We start from the raw sequence: 16,819 nt of genomic DNA, 5'->3' as shown, positions 1-16,819 counted from the left end.
GGCTTGCGCCTCAGCTGGCTTCCGCCGCGCGGGCGTGACGCTTGCGCTCGTTCGGGTCGAGGTAGCGCTTGCGCAGGCGGATGGACTTCGGCGTCACCTCCACCAGCTCGTCGTCGCCGATGTAGGACAGGGCGCGCTCCAGCGTCATCTGGATCGGCGGGGTCAGGCGGACCGCCTCGTCCTTGCTGGTGGTGCGGATGTTGGTGAGCTGCTTGCCCTTGATGACGTTGACCTCGAGGTCGTTGCCGCGGGTGTGCTCACCGATGATCATGCCCTGATAGACCGGAACGCCCGGATCGATCAGCATCGGGCCGCGATCCTCCAGGTTCCACAGCGCGTAGGCGACCGCGGTGCCGTCGGCGTTGGAGATCAGCACGCCGGTGCGCCGGCCGGCGATCGTGCCCTTGTAGGGGGCGTAGCCGTGGAACAGCCGGTTCATGATGCCGGTGCCGCGGGTGTCGGTCAGGAACTCGCCCTGGTAACCGATCAGGCCGCGCGACGGGGCGTGGAAGACGATGCGGGTCTTGTTGCCGCCCGACGGTCGCATCTCGATGAGGTCCGCCTTGCGCTCCGCCATCTTCTGCACGACGGTGCCGGAGAACTCCTCGTCCACGTCGACGACGACTTCCTCGATCGGCTCCAGGCGCTGGCCGTTCAGCGGGTCGGTCTTGAACAGCACGCGCGGGCGGCTGATGGCCAGCTCGTAGCCCTCGCGGCGCATCGTCTCGATCAGGATGCCGAGCTGCAGTTCGCCGCGGCCCGCCACCTCGAAGGCGTCGCCGCCCTCGGTGTCGGAGATGCGCAGCGCCACGTTGCCTTCGGCCTCGCGGAACAGGCGGTCGCGGATCATGCGGCTGGTGACCTTGTCGCCCTCGCGGCCGGCCAGCGGGCTGTCGTTGACCGAGAAGGTCATCGCCAGGGTCGGCGGGTCGATCGGCTGGGCGTTCAGCGGCTCGGCGACTTCCGGCGCGCAGATGGTGTCGGCCACGGTGGTGGTGGTCAGGCCGGCCAGGGCGACGATGTCGCCGGCGTGCGCCTCGTCCACCGGAACGCGCTCAAGGCCGCGGAAGGCCAGCACCTTGCTGATGCGGGCGTTTTCGATCAGCTTGCCGTCGCGGCTCAGCGACTTGATGGCCATGTTGACCTTGACGCTGCCGGTCTGGATGCGGCCGGTCAGGATGCGGCCCAGATAGGGGTTCGCCTCCAGCGTGGTCGCCAGCATGGCGAAGGGCAGGTCCTCTTCCACCTTGGGCGGCGGGACGTGGTCGCGGATCAGCTCGAACAGCGGGGTCAGCGTCTCGCGGGCGCCGTTCTCCAGGTCCGTGGTCGCCCAGCCGTTGCGGCCCGAGGCGAACAGGGTCGGGAAGTCGAGCTGCTCGTTCGAGGCGTCGAGCGAGGCGAACAGGTCGAACACCTCGTCGTGCACCTCGTGCGGACGGCCGTCGGGACGGTCCACCTTGTTGATGACGACGATCGGGCGCAGGCCCAGCTTCAGCGCCTTGCCCAGCACGAACTTGGTCTGCGGCAGCGGCCCTTCGGCGGCGTCGCAGAGCAGGACCACGCCGTCCACCATGGAGAGGATGCGCTCGACTTCGCCGCCGAAATCGGCGTGGCCGGGGGTGTCCACGATGTTGATGCGCAGGTCGTTCCACAGGACCGACGTGCACTTGGCCAGGATGGTGATGCCGCGCTCGCGCTCCAGGTCGTTGGAGTCCATGGCGCGTTCGGCGACCTGCTGGTTCTCGCGGAACGAACCGGCCTGCTTGAGGAGCTGATCGACCAGGGTCGTCTTGCCGTGGTCGACGTGCGCGATGATGGCGACGTTACGAAGATTCATGTGTCGGGGACTCTTAAATCCGCTTGGGGCTTCCGTTGCGCAATGCCGCCCCGACACCGCGGCTCGTCGGCCGCGCACAACAAAAAAACCCTCCGAAATTGGTCGGGGGGCTCTGCCGGGGAAACTGTTGCGACGCAATATAATGATCCGGCTTCATAACGCAAGCGGCGAGGTGAGGGAAACTCGCCCAAAGCGCCTATGCGGAATTTCCTTGCGTCACAGCGACCGAATCATTGGCGTCTGGAACAAGGAATCTTACATGGTCGGTTGATGACCCGCCGCGTTTCCGCTTCCCGCCTCGCCATCCTCCTCCTGTCCAGCGCGCTCGTCGCCGTGCCGGGCGACCCGTCGCGCGCGCAGGACCCGGCGCCGGACCCGGTTCAGGAGGCCGCTCCGCCGCCCGCGGCGCCGGACGGCTCCGCGCCGGACGATCCCACGCCCAACGCCCCCGGCCCGCAAATCCCCTATGAGGTGGAGTTCACCGGGATGGAGGACGACGAGCTGCGCGACCTGCTGCGCGACAGCTCCTCGCTGGTCAGCCTGAAGGGCGATCCGCCACCGTCGGTGCTGGGGCTGGAACGGCGTGCCGACAGCGACCGGGAGCGCCTGCAGACGGCGCTGCGTTCCGCCGGCTTCTACGACGCGGTGCTCGACATCCGGGTGGACGCGGCCCAGACGCCGGCCAAGGTGACCGTGGCGGTGACGCCGGGTACGGCCTACCGCTTCAAGACCATCACCATCGCCTCCACCGACGGCGCGCCGCTGCCGGGCGGCGACGTGACGCCGGCCGACATCGGCCTGCCGGTGGGGGAGCGGGCGCGGGCGCCGCAGGTGGTCGACGCCCAGTCCGCTCTGCTGCGCCGGATGACCGACCGCGGCCACCCCTTCGCCACCGTCGCCGAGCGGCGGGTGGTGGTGGATCACGACGACCACAGCATGGACGTCACCTATTCGGTCGATCCCGGCCCGCTGGTGATGTTCGGCGACACCAAAATCGACGGGCTGGCCAGCGTCGACGAGACGCTGATCCGCGGGCGCCTGCCCTGGAAACAGGGCGACATTTACAGCCCGGCCAAGGTCGACCGGGCGCGCCAGCAGATCGCCCAACTCGACGTGTTCGACACCGTGCGGGTGCGGCTGGCCGAGGAGCCGGGGCCGGGCGGCGTCACGCCGGTGGACGTGACCCTGGCCGAGAAGCTGCACCGCTTCATCGGGGCCAGCGCCTTCTACTCGTCGGAGGATGGCGTGGGCGGCTCGGCCTATTGGGGCCACCGCAACCTGTTCGGCGGGGCGGAGCGGCTGCGGCTGGGCGTCGAGGTGGGGCGAATCGGCGGCGACAACGGCGCCGCGCAGGGACCGCGCGGCAGCCTGGACCTGCCGGACATCCGCCTGTCGGCCAATTTCCGCAAGCCCGATTTCCTGGCGCCGCGCCAGTCGCTGATCCTGGATTTCCAGGTCGCGTCGGAGCAGCCGCCGGCCTACGACCGCGTCGCCACCATCGGCTCGGCCTCGCTGGAGCGGCAGGTGACCGACCAGCTCAAAGTCTCCTACGGCGTGTCGGGAGAACGCGGGCGGGTGCGCTCCAACCTGCGGGAGTATCAGACCGGATTCATCGGCGTGCCGCTGGGCGTCGCCTGGGACGGCTCGGACAACCTGCTGAACCCGTCCAGGGGCTACCGCGCCTCGCTGCTTGCCACCCCCTGGTTCCCCTACGCCGGGGATACGGACTCGATCTTCACCAGCTTCCAGATCAACGCGTCGGCCTACCGCGACCTGTCCGACGACGGGCGCTACGTCGCGGCGGCGCGCATCGGAGTCGGCAGCACGGTGGGAGCCTCCCTGGACCAGGTTCCGCCGGACCACCGCTTCTATGCGGGCGGCGGCGGGTCGGTGCGCGGCTACGGCTTCCAGAAGGCCGGACCGCGCGACATCTACGGCGACCCGACCGGCGGACGCTCGCTGTTCGAAGCCGGCTTGGAACTGCGCGTCAAGGTGACGGAGACCGTCGGCATCGTGCCCTTCGTCGACGCCGGCACCGTCTTCGACAGCGCCTTCCCGGACTTCAAGGAGCCGCTGAAGGTCGGCGCGGGCATCGGCGCCCGCTACTACACCGATTTCGGGCCGCTGCGCGCCGACGTCGCCTTCCCGCTGAACGCAGACTCCGGCGATGCGAAGTGGCAGCTCTACCTCAGTCTGGGTCAGGCTTTCTGATTCGTCCTTTCAACCGGTGATGCCGGTTCGGGTCGCATTTTTGCCACTTGGATCGGGATCGCCCATGCTCTTTCCCGTTATACCATTCGGGGAATGCCGCAACGGGGTGCGTGGTGTCGGTTTTGCGTCGTCTGATCGTCCTTCTTCTGGCCATCACTGTCCTCAGCGGGGCGGTCCTGACGGAGGCCGCCCGCGCGGCCGACACCGACGGGGGCGGCTGGGGTCCGGCCAACGCCGTCCGGCGCTGGATCGCCCAGACCATCGAGAAGGCGGTCAACGGTCCGGACCTTCAGGTCAAGATCGGCACCATCGGTGGCGCGGTGCCCGTCAACTTCACGATCTCCGACGTCACCGTCGCCGACCGCGAGGGTGTGTGGCTGCGGCTGGAGGACCTGCGCGTCAACCTCGCCCCGACCGCGCTGCTGACCGGGCGGGCCAAGGCCGACGCCATCGAGGCGCAGCGCGTCGTCGTCGAGCGCGCGCCGCTGCCCGCCGAAGGGCCGGAGCCGCCACCTGACCAGGGGCCGACCTCCCTGCTGCCCAGCCTGCCGGTGGGCGTCGCCGTGGACAAGCTGGCCATCGCCGAGCTGGTCCTGGCCGAGCCGCTGATCGGGCAGGAGGCGCGGCTGAAGATCGACGGGTCGCTCGACCTCGCGTCCGGCGGGTCGTCGCTGGAGGCGCATCTGAACGTGGACCGTCTCGGCGAACAGCCGGGCACGGTGGCGCTCGACGTCGCCTTCAACCCCGACGACAAGCGGCTCGACCTGAATCTGAAGGCGTCGGAGCCGGCGGGCGGGCTGATCGCCACCGCGCTGAACATCCCCGGTGCACCGCCGGTCAGCGCGTCGCTGGACGGGCAGGGCTCGCTGGACGATTGGAAGGGCACCTTCACCGCGGCGGCGGAGAACGCCGCCCGGCTGGCCGCCGACGCGACGATCAAGGCGGTGCCGGAGGGGCACGCCGTGACACTCGCGGCGACCGGCGACGTGGCGTCACTGCTCGGCCCCGACATCGCGCCGCTGGCCGGCCCGCAGCCGGCGCTCAAGGGCACGGTGGTGGTCGCTCCGGACGGCGCCCTGACCCTGCAGCCGGTGGCCGTCGAGACCGCCGCCGCCACGGCCAACCTCTCGGGCCGCGTCGGCGCTGACCGCCGCAGCCTCGACCTGCGCTACGAGGTGCAGGCCGGGCCGGACTCCACCCTGCACGGCTTCGCCCCCGGCATCGCCTGGCGGGAAGGCACCGTGTCGGGCACCGCCCAGGGCACGCTGGACGCGCTGACCGTGGTGGTGGAAGGGCTGATCCGCGACCTCGCCGCCGACGATCCCGCCCTGGCCTCGGTCGCCGGGCCGGAGGTGCGGCTGGACGGGCGGGCGCGGATCAACGCCGACACCGGCGCGGTGGGGATCGACGGGGTGACCCTGACCACCGCGGCGGCCAGCGTTGGAGCGCAGGGCAGCGTGACCGGTTGGGGCCAGACCGCCGACGTGACGGTGTCGCTGAACGCCGACGACCTGTCGCGCCTCTCCGCCCTTGCCGGGCAGCCTTTGGCCGGCTCGCTGGCCCTGGCCGGGCCGGTGCGCCGGCAGGAGGACGGCACGCTGACGGCCGGTCTCAGCGGCGCGCTGCGCGGCCTGCAGACCGGAACGCCGGCCGACGGCGTGCTCGGCCGCGACGTCAGCCTGGGCGCCCAGGCGGTGATGGAGCCGGGCGGCGCCATGCGCCTCACCGACCTGACGGTGGATGGCCGCAACGGGCGACTGACCGGTGCCGCGGCCTTGGTGGATGGGGCCGTGGACGCGAAGACCCGCTTGGAGATCGCCGACCTCGCCCCGGTGGGCACCGCCGCCGGCACGGAGATGGCCGGCGGCCTGACGCTCGACGCGACGGCGAAAGGCCCGTTGGACAAGCTGGTGGCCGAGGCGGCGCTGCACGCGCGGAACCTCGCCGTGCAGGGGCGCCGCTTCGGCGACACGCGGCTGAACGCCACCGCCCAGAATTTGCCGGGCGCCCCGCAGGGGCGCGTGTCGGCCCGCACCGAACTGGCTGGCGCCGGCCTGACCGCGGACGCCGCCTACGCGCTGGAGGGGCAGGCGCTGCGCATCAGCGACCTCGCCGTGGCGAACGGGCCGAACCGGATCACCGGTGCGGTGCGCGTTGCGCTCGACGCCATGACCGCGACCGGCAAGCTCGACGGCAACCTGCCGCAGCTTCAGGCCCTGTCGGAGCTGGCCGGCGTGCCGCTCACCGGGGCGGCGGGCTTTACCGTTGCGCTCGACGCGCCGAACGGCAAGCAGGCGGCCAACCTGGCCGCCAACGCCACCAACCTCCGCGTCGAGGGGGAGGGCGGTCCGCTGTTCGCCGCGCGCCGCCTGACCGCCAACGCCGACGTCGCCGACGCGCTGGGCAACGCCAGCGGCAAGGCGCGGGTGGAGCTTCAGGACGGGGCCGCCGCCGGCAACGACTTGGCCCGTGTGACCGCCAGCGTGGACGGCTCGCTCGCCAAGGCGGCCTTCCGGGCGGAAGCCGCCGGCGCCGGGCGCGACCCGCTGGGGCTCGATCTGGCCGGCGAATTCACCCAGAACGGCGCGCTGAACCGCATCCGGCTGGACCGGCTCCAGGGCCGCTACAGCGGCGAATCCTTCCGGCTGACCCAGCCCGCCGCCATCGCCCTGGGCGAGCGGCGCTACGAGGTCTCCGGCCTGCGGCTGGTCAGCGGCAACGCCCAGCTCGCCGCCGATCTCGGCCTGAACGGAGAGCGGCTGTCGGGCGAGCTGCGGCTCGACCGCGTGCCGATGGCGCTGGCCCGGCTGGCCAACCCGACCCTGCGGCTGGACGGCACGCTGAACGCCCAGGCGACGCTCGGCGGCACCGTCCGCCGTCCGCAGGCCGACGCCACGCTGCGCATCGCCAACCTGAAGGCGCAGCAGACCACCCAGGCCGGCGTGCCGGGCCTGAACGCCACGGTCAACGCGCGCTGGCGGGAGGCCCGCCTGTCGGTGGATGGCGACGTCGCCACCAGCAACAACGCGGGCCGGGTGACCCTGACCGCCGCCGCACCGCTGGCGATGGACCCGGACACGCTGGCCTTCTCGGTGCCGGAGCGCGGCCGGCTGGAGGCGGCGCTGCGCGGCGCCATCGACGCCTCGCTCGCCAACGACCTGCTGGCGGCCAGCGGCGACCGGGCGCGCGGCACGCTGCGGCTGGACGTCAGCGTCGACGGCACGGTGGCGGCCCCCCGGCTGGGCGGCACGGTGACCCTGGCCAACGGACGCTACGAGAACCGGGCGAGCGGCGCCATCATCAGCAACATCGACGCCCGCATCGTCGGCGACGGCGACGTCTTCACCATCCAGAGCTTCCGCGGGCGGACCACCAACGGCGGCGAGATCAGCGCCCGCGGCGTGATCCGTCCCGCCGCCGCGGACCCGCAGCAGCAGCTCGACCTCGCCATCCAGGCCGACCGGGCCCGGCTGGTGCAGAACGATCTGGCGGTGGTCACCCTCGGCACCAATCTGACGCTGACCGGCAGCTTCCTGAATCCGCGTCTCGCCGGTCCTGTGCGGATCGAGCGGGCGGAAATCCAGATCCCCAACCAGACCCCGCCCAATGTGGTTGACCTGAAGGTCGTCGAGGTCGGCAAGGGCCGCAAGGCGCAGCCGGTCAGCCTGAAGAACGGGCCGGCTGGAAACGGGCCGGCGGCGCCGGAACCGGCCTTCGCGATGATCCTCGACCTGACGATCAACGCGCAGAACCAGATCTTCGTCCGGGGCCGCGGGTTGGAGGCGGAGTTCGCCGGCCAGCTCACCGTCACCGGCACCTCCAGCCAGCCGCTGGTCGGTGGGCGGCTGAACATGCTGAAAGGCGAATTGGACCTTCTCGCCAAGACCTTCGTCTTCAAGCGCGGCATCATCGAGTTCGACGGGGGACCCACCATCGACCCGCGGCTGGATTTCCTGGCGGAGGCTACGGCCAACGACGTGACCGCCCAGGTCCTCGTCACCGGCACTGCCGGGCAGCCGAAGCTGGAACTGACCTCCCCGCAAGGGCTGCCGCAGGACGAGGTGCTGTCCGCCGTGCTGTTCGGGAAGTCGGTCGGCAACCTGAACGCGGTGGAGGCGGTCCAGCTCGCGCAATCCGCGGCGACCCTGGCCGGCTTCGGCGGTGGCGGGCCCGGCCTGCTCGGCAATCTGCGTCGCGGTCTCGGCGTCGACCGGCTGGAGTTCACCGGCGGTGCCGACGGCAAGGGCGGGGCGGTGGAAGCCGGGCGCTACGTCAGCGACCGCGTCTATGTCGGGGTGGAGCAGGGCATCGGCGCGAACCAGAGCCGCGCCACGGTCGAGGTCGACATCACCAAGAACATCAAGGCCCAGGCCGACGTCGGCGCGGATTCCGACACCCGTGTCGGCGTCAAGTGGGAGTGGAACTACTAGGCGTCGCCCGCCTTTCTGCGGTCCATGCGCGGCGTTCGGGCGCTGGTCATCGGCGCAAGAGCCCCCATATCGAACAAGGATGAAGGCCGCGCCGCCAAGGCTCCGGTCATCGGCGAAGGGGGAGCGGTGCGCGCTGCCAGAAGGATTCCCTACGTCAACCAGGGCATCGTCATGGCCTGCACGCTGGCCTTCGTGCTGGGCGTGCCGCCGGAATCCCTCGCCTTCGTCCCCGCCTATTTCTTCGGAACGGTGGAGACGGCGGGGCCGCTGCCGAGTTGGGCGGTGTGGCGCGGTCTGTTCGGCCATGTCCTGATCCACAGCGACATCGTGCATCTGGTCAGCAACATGCTGGCGCTCTGGGCCTTCGGCGGAGCGGTCGAGCTGGCGATGGGCAGCCTGCGCTACCTGCTGTTCTTCCTGCTGTGCGCCGCGTCGGGGGCCGTGGTCGAGGGGGCGTTGGCCGTCGATCCCATGGCGCCGCTGGTCGGGGCGAGCGGGGGCATTTGCGGGGTGATGGGCGCCTTCCTGCTGCTGCATCCGCAGGCCACCCTCGGCGTGACGCCCGGGCCGCGCGTTCCGGCCTCCTTCGTGGTGGGCAGCTTCCTGGCGATCAACGTGGCGATGACGCTGATGCCGCCGTCCCCGGACTCCAGCCTGGGCGACGTGGCCTGGGCGGCCCATTTGGGCGGGTTCGGCGCGGGGATGGCGCTGGTCGCCTTGTTCCGCCGCCCCGGCGTGGCGCTGTGGAGCGTGGCGCGCCTCAGCACCGCGGCGAAGGCCGCCGTCTATCTGACGCTGGTCGTGGTTCTGCTCCGCACCCTGTGACGGTCCCTGCCGTGACCGTTGCCTTTGCCGGGCCGGGGCGGAATACTGCGCCCTCCATTGACGGAGGCATGTGACTATGGCGGAAACCGGGTCCGCGCCGGTGCTCGGCGTGATCGGCGGCAGCGGCGTCTACGACATCGACGGGCTGGAGAACCAGCGCTGGGTGAAGGTGGAGACGCCCTTCGGCGACCCGTCGGACGAGCTGCTGACGGGCGAGCTGAACGGCCAGACGCTGGTCTTCCTGCCGCGCCATGGCCGCGGCCACCGCATCCCGCCGTCGGAGCTAAACTTCCGCGCCAACATCTACGCGCTGAAGGCGCTTGGCGTGACCGAGATTCTGTCGGTGTCCGCCGTCGGCTCGCTGAAGGAGCATCTGCCGCCGGGCACCTTCGTGGTGATCGACCAGTTCGTCGATCGCACCTTCGCCCGCAACAAGAGCTTCTTCGGCACCGGTCTGGTGGCGCATGTGGCGTTGGGCCATCCGGTCTGCGGGCGGATGGGCGACCTGATCGAGGAGGCGTTGGTCGAGTTGAAGGTCCCGCACCAGCGTCGCGGCACCTACATGGTCATGGAGGGCCCTCAGTTCTCGACCAAGGCCGAGTCCGAGCTGTACCGGAGCTGGGGCTGCGACGTCATCGGCATGACCAACATGCCAGAGGCCAAACTCGCCCGCGAGGCGGAGATGTGCTACGCGACCGTCGCCATGGTCACCGACTTCGACTGCTGGCATCCGGACCATGACCACGTCACCGTCGACGCCGTCATCCGGGTGGTGGTCGCCAACGCCGGCAAGGCGCGGTCGCTGGTCAGGACGCTCGCTCCGAAGCTCCAGGTGCGCGACGGGCTGTGCGCCCAGGGCTGCCACACCGCGCTCGACCACGCGATCATGACCGCGCCGGACAAGCGCGACCCGGAGATGCTGAGAAATCTCGGCATCATCCTCGCCCGCGCGCTGGGCTGAGGACGCCAACGCAAAAAGCCGCGGGACCCGGCGTGCGTCCGGGTCCCGCGGCTTTTTACTTTGGATCGCTTGGAAGGGGATCGGGCGGAAGGCCTCAGTGGCGGGTGCGCGCCGGGGTCACGTAGACGCCGTCCCAATCGACGCCGAACAGCGCGTCGTCGCCGGCTTCTTCCACCAGCTCGTCATAATCGCTGATCTCGATCAGGCCGAAGATTGAGGCGGTGCCCGAGGCGTCCAGGTCGCAGGTGATGACGCGGCCGGCGAACTCGACGGACGTGAAGAACACCTCCGGCAGTTCCATGCTGTCGAGGTCGGCGGATACCGCGCACTCGATCTCATGGACCAGGCGCGAGGAGAGGGACCCCCGCAGTTTCGCCGCCTGGGAGGCCCAGACGATCTTCTTGACCCGCGCAGCCGGGCGGTTGTCGGCTTCGCCGATGCCCTCGTCGGGCTGGGCGGCCATGGCGATCATCCGGGAAACCAGGTTCGACGGGCTGGGCGCACGCATAGAGACCTCCGTGAAGAACGAGCGCAGATTCACTCGGCGTCGGTTAACGGGGACTTAAATCCGGACGTCACGGATGGCTTACCTCTTATGCATAATGGTCTATGACCGATCAGGATGCCGGCGATGCGTAGGCGGCGGCCAGCCGAGCCGCGGTCACGGCGTTGTTCCGGATCAGCGCCATGTTGGCGGTCAGGCTGCGCCCATCGGTGATCCGCTCCAGCGCCGCAAGGAGGAAAGGCGTGACGGATTTTCCCGTGATTCCATGATGTTCCGCATCCTTTAGCGCCTGCGCGATGGCCCGCTCCATGGCGTCGCCATCCAGCGCGTTGGCCTCCGGGATGGGGTTGGCGAGGACCACGCCACCCTCCAGCCCAAGCTCCCATTTAGCCCTCAGGATCGCCGCGACCTCATGCACGTTGTCACAGCGATGAGAGACAGGCAGACCAGAGTTGCGGCTGTAGAAGGCCGGAAATTCGTCGGTGCCCAGCCCCAGGACGGGGACGCCGCGAGTCTCCAGCACCTCCAGCGTCTTCGGCAGGTCGAGAATCGACTTCGCACCCGCGCAGACGACGCAGACGCTGGTGCGGGCCAACTCGTCGAGGTCCGCCGACACGTCGAAACTGGTTTCGGCGCCGCGATGCACCCCGCCCAGGCCGCCGGTGGCGAAGACGGCGATCCCGGCCAGCCTTGCGGCGATCATCGTGGCGGCCACCGTGGTGGCGCCCGGCACGCCGGTCGCCAGCGCGACGGGCAGGTCGCGGCGGCTCAGCTTCAGGACGCCGGTGCCGCCCTTGGCGAGCCGTTCCAGGGACTCGGCGTCCAGCCCGACGCGGATGCGACCGTCGAGGACGGCGACGGTGGCGGGCACCGCCCCCTCGGCCCGCACCGCGTCCTCCAGCGCCGTCGCCGTCTCCAGATTCTTCGGATAGGGCATGCCGTGCGAGATGACGGTGGATTCCAGCGCCACTACGGGCCGCCCCTCGGCCAGGGCGGCGGCGACCTCGGGCGTTGGGGACAGGCGGTGGTGCATGGTCGGAGTCTCCCTGGTTCTTCCGCATCCTGCGCTGCGCTCCGCCTCGGCGCAACCGGGGGGAATCGGAATTTTGTCCTTTCGCGAGAGCGGCCTATATTGCAGCACATGCCTGCACAAAGCCCCGCCCGCCCCCCCGCCGAACGCTGGATGAAGGTCTGCTCCGAGGGGCTCTACGTCGAGCCCGGCGGCTTCTACGTCGACCCGCTGCGCCCGGTGGAGCGCGCGGTCGTCACCCACGGCCATTCCGACCACGCCCGGCCCGGCCACGCCCATGTGCTCGCCACCGCCGGGACGCTTGCCATCATGCGGCAACGGCTGGGCGAGGGGGCCGGTGCGACGACCCAGACGCTCGACTACGGCGAGGCGATCCGCATCGGCGACGTGACGGTGCGGCTGGTCCCCGCCGGCCATGTGCTGGGCAGCGCGCAGGTGGTGCTGGAGCATGAGGGCACGCGGGTGGTGGTGTCCGGCGACTACAAGCGGCGCTTCGACCGCACCTGCGCCCCGTTCGAGCCGGTGCCCTGCGACGTCTTCATCACCGAGGCGACTTTCGGCCTGCCGGTCTTCCGCCACCCGCCGGACCTGGGGGAGATCGACAAGCTTCTGCACTCGCTGTCGATTTTTCCGGAGCGCAGCCATGTCGTCGGGGCCTACGCGCTGGGCAAATGCCAGCGGGTGATCTCCCTGCTGCGCGCCGCCGGCTACGACCGGCCGATCTACCTGCACGGCGCCCTGGAGCCGATCTGCAAACTCTACGAGGGCTTCGGCGTGCCCCTGGGCGAGCTTCGCCCGGCCACCGTCGCGGCGAAGGAGGAGCTGAAGGGCGCGCTGGTGCTGGCCCCGCCCGGCGCGGTGGCCGACCGCTGGGCGCGCCGGCTGACCGACCCGGTGGTGGCGATGGCCTCCGGCTGGATGCGCGTTCGCCAGCGCGCCCGCCAGCGCGGCGTCGAGCTGCCGCTGGTCATCTCCGACCACGCCGATTGGGACGAACTGACCCAGACGCTCGACGAGGTCTCGGCCCCCGAGGTTTGGGTGACCCATGGCCGGGAGGAAGCGCTGGTCCACCACGCTACCCAGCGCGGCATCCGCGCCCGCGCCCTGGCCCTGGTCGGCTTCGAGGAGGAGGGGGCGTGAGGAACTTCTCCGCGCTGATCGACGGGCTGGTCTTCATGCCGGCGCGCAATGGGAAGATCCGCCTGCTGGCCGACTTCTTCGCCACCACGCCCGACCCCGACCGCGGCTGGGCGCTGGCGGCGCTGACGGAATCGCTGGTCTTCCACGAGGCCAAGCCGGCGGCCATCCGGCAGTTGGTCGCCACCCGCGTCGATCCGGAGCTGTTTGCCCTGTCCTACGATTATGTCGGCGATCTTGCCGAGACGGTGGCGCTGATCTGGCCGGAGCGTCCGGAGCGGGCGAACAGCCTCCCGCCCTCCCTGACCGAGGTCGTGGAGACGCTGCGCGCGACCAAGCGCGGGCAGGTGATGGGGCTGGTGGAGGGGTGGCTCGACACGCTCGATTCCTCGGGCCGCTTCGCTCTGCTGAAGCTCATCACCGGCAGCCTGCGGGTGGGTGTGTCGGCGCGGCTGGCCAAGACGGCACTGGCGGAGTGGGGAAAGGTCGATCTCGGCGACCTCGAGGAGTGCTGGCATGGGCTGACCCCGCCCTATGCGGACCTGTTCGCCTGGCTGGAAGGGAAGTCCGACCGGCCGGCGGCGGGGAAGGGCGCCGGCTTCCGCCCGCTGATGCTCTCCCACCCGTTGGAAGAGGAGGACATGGCCGGGCTCGATCCGGCCGACTACGCCGCGGAATGGAAATGGGACGGCATCCGCGTGCAGTTGGCGGCCCGCGGCGGCGAGCGGCGCATCTACAGCCGCACCGGCGATGACGTGTCCGGCGCTTTTCCGGACATCGCGGACCACATGACCTTCGACGCCGTGCTGGATGGCGAACTGCTGGTCGCCCGCGACGAGGGCGAGATCGCGCCGTTCAACGACCTTCAGCAGCGGCTGAACCGCAAGACGGTGACCGCCGCGATGCTCAAGGAGTTTCCCGCCTGGGTGCGGCTCTACGACATCCTGTTCGATGGCGAGGAGGATCTGCGGAGCCTGCCCTTCACCGAGCGGCGCGCCCGGCTGGAGCGCTGGCACGACGCGGTGCGCCCCCGGCGGATGGACCTGTCGCCGCTGGTGCCGTTCGAGGGCTGGGAGGCGCTGAAGGGCCTGCGCGAGGGCAGCCGGGAGAACAGCATCGAAGGGCTGATGCTGAAGCGCAAGGACAGCGTCTACGTCGCCGGGCGTCCCAAGGGACCCTGGTTCAAGTGGAAGCGCGGGGCGTTGACCCTCGACACCGTGCTGATGTACGCCCAGCGCGGGCACGGCAAGCGGTCCAGCTATTATTCGGACTTCACCTTCGGCGTCTGGCGCGGCGAGGAGCTGGTGCCGGTCGGCAAGGCCTATTTCGGCTTCACCGACGCGGAGCTGGTGGAACTCGACCGCTGGGTGCGCAACCGCACCACCCGCCGTTACGGCCCGGTGCGCGAGGTTGAGCCGGGGCTGGTGCTGGAGGTCGCCTTCGACAGCGTGCACCCGTCGAACCGCCACAAGAGCGGTCTTGCCATGCGCTTCCCGCGCGTCCACCGCATCCGCTGGGACAAGCCGGCGGCGGAGGCCGACCGGCTGGAGACTCTCCAGGCGATGGTCGTCGGTTAGGTTGGGCGAGTAAACCGCACCGCTTCTTCCATTTTGAACCGGGTCCGCGTTGACGCTGGTGGGGCAGCGCTTAGTCTTCTGCAACCGTTCGCTGCGGTCGAGCGGGGAAGACATCAAGCCGGAGACCTGACCATGCCGTTCGCCGCCGCTCCCGAATTCAAGAAACACAAGGCGAAGTGCGAGGCCGAGGCGAAGAAGATTCCGAACTCGGGCGACGCCCTGGCGGTGGTGAAGAAGTCCGGCGACGTCGAGAAGGCCGCCGCGGCCTGGGACAAGGCCTACAAGGCCGGGGACGCCAAGGCGCTGCGCGCGGCGCTGGCCGATCTGCTCCAGGCGACCAAGATCTTCCGGGCGAAGCTCAGCGCGGTCATCGTCAAGGCGCAGAAGGCGAAGAACGAGGGCGCCGTCGAGGTGGCGGCCGACATGCTGGGCGGCGCCATGAACGTCGAACAGATGGCCCAGTTGGAAAGCCAGTCCGCCCTGAAGAAGCTGGAGAAGGCGGGCAGCGCCAAGGAGATGCCCGCCACCACCTTCTTCGCCGACTGGACCTCCGCCAAGAAGATGTTCGAGGCGCTGACCGGCAAGAAGAAGCCGGCCGAGGGCTTCCTGCTCGCCTTCCGGGCGTCGAGCGGGCTGGAAAAGGCGACAAAGGCGCTGGACGCCGCCACACGCGCCAACGACGTCGACGCCCTGCAAAAGGCCATCAAGGGATTTGAGAAGACCGGCAGCGAGTATTTCGCCACCGTGAAGAAGAAGGCCAAGGTCTCCGTCGCGGCCGACGACACCGACATCCCGGACGAGTCGGAGGAGGCCTTCAACTACGATCAGGCGCTGGCGATCCTGTTGAAGAACCTGAACGTCATCCGCAAGGAAGCCGGCGACATCCTGGCCGAAGCGAAGAAGTAGACAGGATTCTCCGCCCTATCGGCTCAGCCGCATGTCGATGTGGTCGATGCCGACATCGTCGTAGACGGCGCTGACACGTCGCAAGCCGAAGCCGCCGTAGAAGCTTTCCAGATAAAGCTGTGCACTGATCTGCACGTCGTGCTCCGGCCATTCCCGGGCCAGCCGCTCCAGGCACTCGGCGACCAGCCGGCGGCCCAGCGCCTTGCCGCGCCACGCCGGCGCGACCGCCAACCGCCCGAAGGAGGTGGCGCCGGTTTCCGGATCGGGGCCGAAGATGCGGGCGTAGCCGACCGGTGTCGGCACGTCGCCGTCATACAGCGCCAGATGCTGCGCCACCGGATCGCGGCCGTCGAGGTCGGCGAAGGGCGATGCCTGCTCCACCACCAGCACGCTCTGGCGGAGGTGGAGCATGTCGTGGAAGGTGCCGGCGGACAGGTCGGCGAAGCGGTACCAGCGGGAATGCATGTCAGCCCCTAGAAGGAAAGGTCGGTGGGGTTCAGATGCTCCACCGTGAAGCCGAAGCGGCTGTGAAGACTCTCGCCGACGCGGAGCCGGTGGCAGAGGTGCGGCGACGCCTCGAAGCAGAGAAGGCAGGCCGGGCGTTCCCGTGCCAGGGCGGCGGCGCGGTTCAGGTCGTGCTCGGCTTCCGGAGTCTGCATCTTCGCGTCGACGATCGCCCAGAAGCGGTCCAGATCGCCCTGGTGGGCGGCGACGCGGCCCTCCTTGGGCGTGCCCAGCCCCTTCAGATGGACGTAGCCGATTCCGGCCTCCTCCAGACCGGCGGACAGCGGCCTTTTCGAGAAGCCGGCGCGGCGGGACAGGGGCAACTCGCGCACATCGAGCAGAACCCCGACTCCCCGCGCCTTCAATGCACGCAGGACGGAGTCGAAGGAGGCGCCTTCGTAACCAATGGTGTAGAGCGGCGGCGGGCTGCTCATGACGGGGAGGGGAGGGCGTTGCGGATCATGTACTCCGCGATGTCCTTCGGCTTCACCTTGACGTCGGTCAGCGGCTCGTCGGCGGACATCGCCTTGGCGACGAGAAGGCTGTTCTGCACGTTGGTCAGGGTGATCCGGAAGACGCCGGAGGCGCCCTTCAGCTTCGGGTAATAGGTCGGGTCGATGACCTTTTCCTTGCGCATCAGGCGCTCGATCACCGCTTCCTCGTCAAGCTCCGCCACCTCCTGGCTGTGAACCGGGCGCCAGTCGCTCTCGCCCGCCCAGCCGGCGTCGATGGCGGCCTTGGCGGCGTCCGTGTCGGCGGCCACGCCCAGCTTGAAGATGTGCTTCCCCTGTCCGACGTCGGACGCCCATTTCGTCAGCGCGGCGCTGCGCGCCACATAAACCACGGCCATTCTCGCGTTTCCCTAGCGGTCAGGCGGCCATGCTGCCGCGAAGCGG

Annotated in this window: 13 protein-coding genes; 7 read left to right on the top strand and 6 right to left on the bottom strand. The window is 69.9% G+C overall.

The window, feature by feature from the left end; translation table 11 throughout:
* Positions 1-10 precede the first annotated feature (10 nt).
* Positions 11-1,837 carry a translational GTPase TypA gene (typA, locus tag FBZ83_RS18165; protein WP_145676661.1) on the bottom strand — a complete coding sequence of 609 codons (1,827 nt, stop codon included), beginning with the start codon at positions 1,835-1,837 and terminating at the stop codon, positions 11-13.
* 270 nt (positions 1,838-2,107) lie between these two features.
* Between typA and FBZ83_RS18160 the strand changes: the two genes are divergently transcribed.
* The 4 genes from FBZ83_RS18160 to FBZ83_RS18145 all read left to right on the top strand — a co-directional run bounded on the left by FBZ83_RS18160 (position 2,108) and on the right by FBZ83_RS18145 (position 10,264).
* Complete coding sequence (locus tag FBZ83_RS18160) at positions 2,108-4,048, top strand: autotransporter assembly complex protein TamA (RefSeq protein ID WP_247888351.1); 1,941 nt, start codon at positions 2,108-2,110, stop codon at positions 4,046-4,048.
* A 113-nt stretch (positions 4,049-4,161) separates the two neighbouring features.
* Positions 4,162-8,478, top strand: coding sequence for a translocation/assembly module TamB domain-containing protein (locus FBZ83_RS18155; protein ID WP_145686566.1), 4,317 nt, complete (start codon positions 4,162-4,164; stop codon positions 8,476-8,478).
* Positions 8,479-8,604: 126 nt separating this feature from the next.
* The gene (locus tag FBZ83_RS18150; protein ID WP_145686560.1) at positions 8,605-9,303 is read left to right on the top strand and encodes a rhomboid family intramembrane serine protease; all 699 of its coding nucleotides are present in this window, start codon (positions 8,605-8,607) and stop codon (positions 9,301-9,303) included.
* Between the two features lie 76 nt (positions 9,304-9,379).
* Positions 9,380-10,264 carry an S-methyl-5'-thioadenosine phosphorylase gene (locus FBZ83_RS18145; protein WP_145686551.1) on the top strand — a complete coding sequence of 295 codons (885 nt, stop codon included), beginning with the start codon at positions 9,380-9,382 and terminating at the stop codon, positions 10,262-10,264.
* Between the two features lie 94 nt (positions 10,265-10,358).
* On the opposite strand, the gene FBZ83_RS18140 is transcribed toward FBZ83_RS18145, so the two are convergent.
* Complete coding sequence (locus FBZ83_RS18140; RefSeq protein ID WP_145676656.1) at positions 10,359-10,772, bottom strand: hypothetical protein; 414 nt, start codon at positions 10,770-10,772, stop codon at positions 10,359-10,361.
* Positions 10,773-10,881: 109 nt separating this feature from the next.
* Complete coding sequence (locus tag FBZ83_RS18135; RefSeq protein ID WP_145686541.1) at positions 10,882-11,802, bottom strand: pseudouridine-5'-phosphate glycosidase; 921 nt, start codon at positions 11,800-11,802, stop codon at positions 10,882-10,884.
* A gap of 150 nt (positions 11,803-11,952) precedes the next feature.
* Between FBZ83_RS18135 and FBZ83_RS18130 the strand changes: the two genes are divergently transcribed.
* From FBZ83_RS18130 to FBZ83_RS18120, 3 genes are all read left to right on the top strand, one after another.
* Entirely contained in the window at positions 11,953-12,939 is a 987-nt protein-coding gene (locus FBZ83_RS18130; RefSeq protein ID WP_145686538.1) for a ligase-associated DNA damage response exonuclease, read from the top strand.
* Positions 12,936-14,513 carry a cisplatin damage response ATP-dependent DNA ligase gene (locus FBZ83_RS18125; protein WP_145686527.1) on the top strand — a complete coding sequence of 526 codons (1,578 nt, stop codon included), beginning with the start codon at positions 12,936-12,938 and terminating at the stop codon, positions 14,511-14,513. Before FBZ83_RS18130 ends, FBZ83_RS18125 begins: the two co-directional genes overlap by 4 nt.
* A 132-nt stretch (positions 14,514-14,645) precedes the next feature.
* Complete coding sequence (locus FBZ83_RS18120; protein ID WP_145686525.1) at positions 14,646-15,419, top strand: hypothetical protein; 774 nt, start codon at positions 14,646-14,648, stop codon at positions 15,417-15,419.
* A 15-nt stretch (positions 15,420-15,434) separates the two neighbouring features.
* Here the strand turns inward: FBZ83_RS18120 and FBZ83_RS18115 are convergent, their stop codons facing one another.
* The 3 genes from FBZ83_RS18115 to FBZ83_RS18105 are packed head-to-tail and all read right to left on the bottom strand — an operon-like array spanning position 15,435 to position 16,773.
* The gene (locus FBZ83_RS18115; protein WP_145686523.1) at positions 15,435-15,884 is read right to left on the bottom strand and encodes a GNAT family N-acetyltransferase; all 450 of its coding nucleotides are present in this window, start codon (positions 15,882-15,884) and stop codon (positions 15,435-15,437) included.
* A gap of 8 nt (positions 15,885-15,892) precedes the next feature.
* The gene (locus FBZ83_RS18110; protein WP_145686520.1) at positions 15,893-16,357 is read right to left on the bottom strand and encodes a DUF488 domain-containing protein; all 465 of its coding nucleotides are present in this window, start codon (positions 16,355-16,357) and stop codon (positions 15,893-15,895) included.
* Positions 16,354-16,773 (bottom strand): hypothetical protein, encoded by a 420-nt coding sequence (locus tag FBZ83_RS18105; protein ID WP_145686517.1) that lies wholly within the window; start codon positions 16,771-16,773, stop codon positions 16,354-16,356. The genes FBZ83_RS18110 and FBZ83_RS18105 overlap by 4 nt, the downstream gene beginning before the upstream one ends.
* Positions 16,774-16,819 lie beyond the last annotated feature (46 nt).

It is taken from the genome of Azospirillum brasilense (genome assembly GCF_007827815.1).
In the GTDB taxonomy this organism is placed as follows: domain Bacteria; phylum Pseudomonadota; class Alphaproteobacteria; order Azospirillales; family Azospirillaceae; genus Azospirillum; species Azospirillum brasilense_C.
Note: the sequence above shows the minus strand (reverse complement) of the source record. Positions and strands in the feature narration are given on the sequence as shown.

Excerpts from the sequence above, each read along its gene's own strand:
- FBZ83_RS18110 (WP_145686520.1), bottom strand. The coding sequence starts at position 16,357 with ATGAGCAGCCCGCCGCCGCTCTACACCATTGGTTACGAAGGCGCCTCC.
- FBZ83_RS18160 (WP_247888351.1), top strand. The coding sequence starts at position 2,108 with ATGACCCGCCGCGTTTCCGCTTCCCGCCTCGCCATCCTCCTCCTGTCC.
- FBZ83_RS18115 (WP_145686523.1), bottom strand. The coding sequence starts at position 15,884 with ATGCATTCCCGCTGGTACCGCTTCGCCGACCTGTCCGCCGGCACCTTC.
- FBZ83_RS18105 (WP_145686517.1), bottom strand. The coding sequence starts at position 16,773 with ATGGCCGTGGTTTATGTGGCGCGCAGCGCCGCGCTGACGAAATGGGCG.
- FBZ83_RS18140 (WP_145676656.1), bottom strand. The coding sequence starts at position 10,772 with ATGCGTGCGCCCAGCCCGTCGAACCTGGTTTCCCGGATGATCGCCATG.
- FBZ83_RS18120 (WP_145686525.1), top strand. The coding sequence starts at position 14,646 with ATGCCGTTCGCCGCCGCTCCCGAATTCAAGAAACACAAGGCGAAGTGC.
- FBZ83_RS18130 (WP_145686538.1), top strand. The coding sequence starts at position 11,953 with ATGAAGGTCTGCTCCGAGGGGCTCTACGTCGAGCCCGGCGGCTTCTAC.
- typA (WP_145676661.1), bottom strand. The coding sequence starts at position 1,837 with ATGAATCTTCGTAACGTCGCCATCATCGCGCACGTCGACCACGGCAAG.
- FBZ83_RS18145 (WP_145686551.1), top strand. The coding sequence starts at position 9,380 with ATGGCGGAAACCGGGTCCGCGCCGGTGCTCGGCGTGATCGGCGGCAGC.
- FBZ83_RS18135 (WP_145686541.1), bottom strand. The coding sequence starts at position 11,802 with ATGCACCACCGCCTGTCCCCAACGCCCGAGGTCGCCGCCGCCCTGGCC.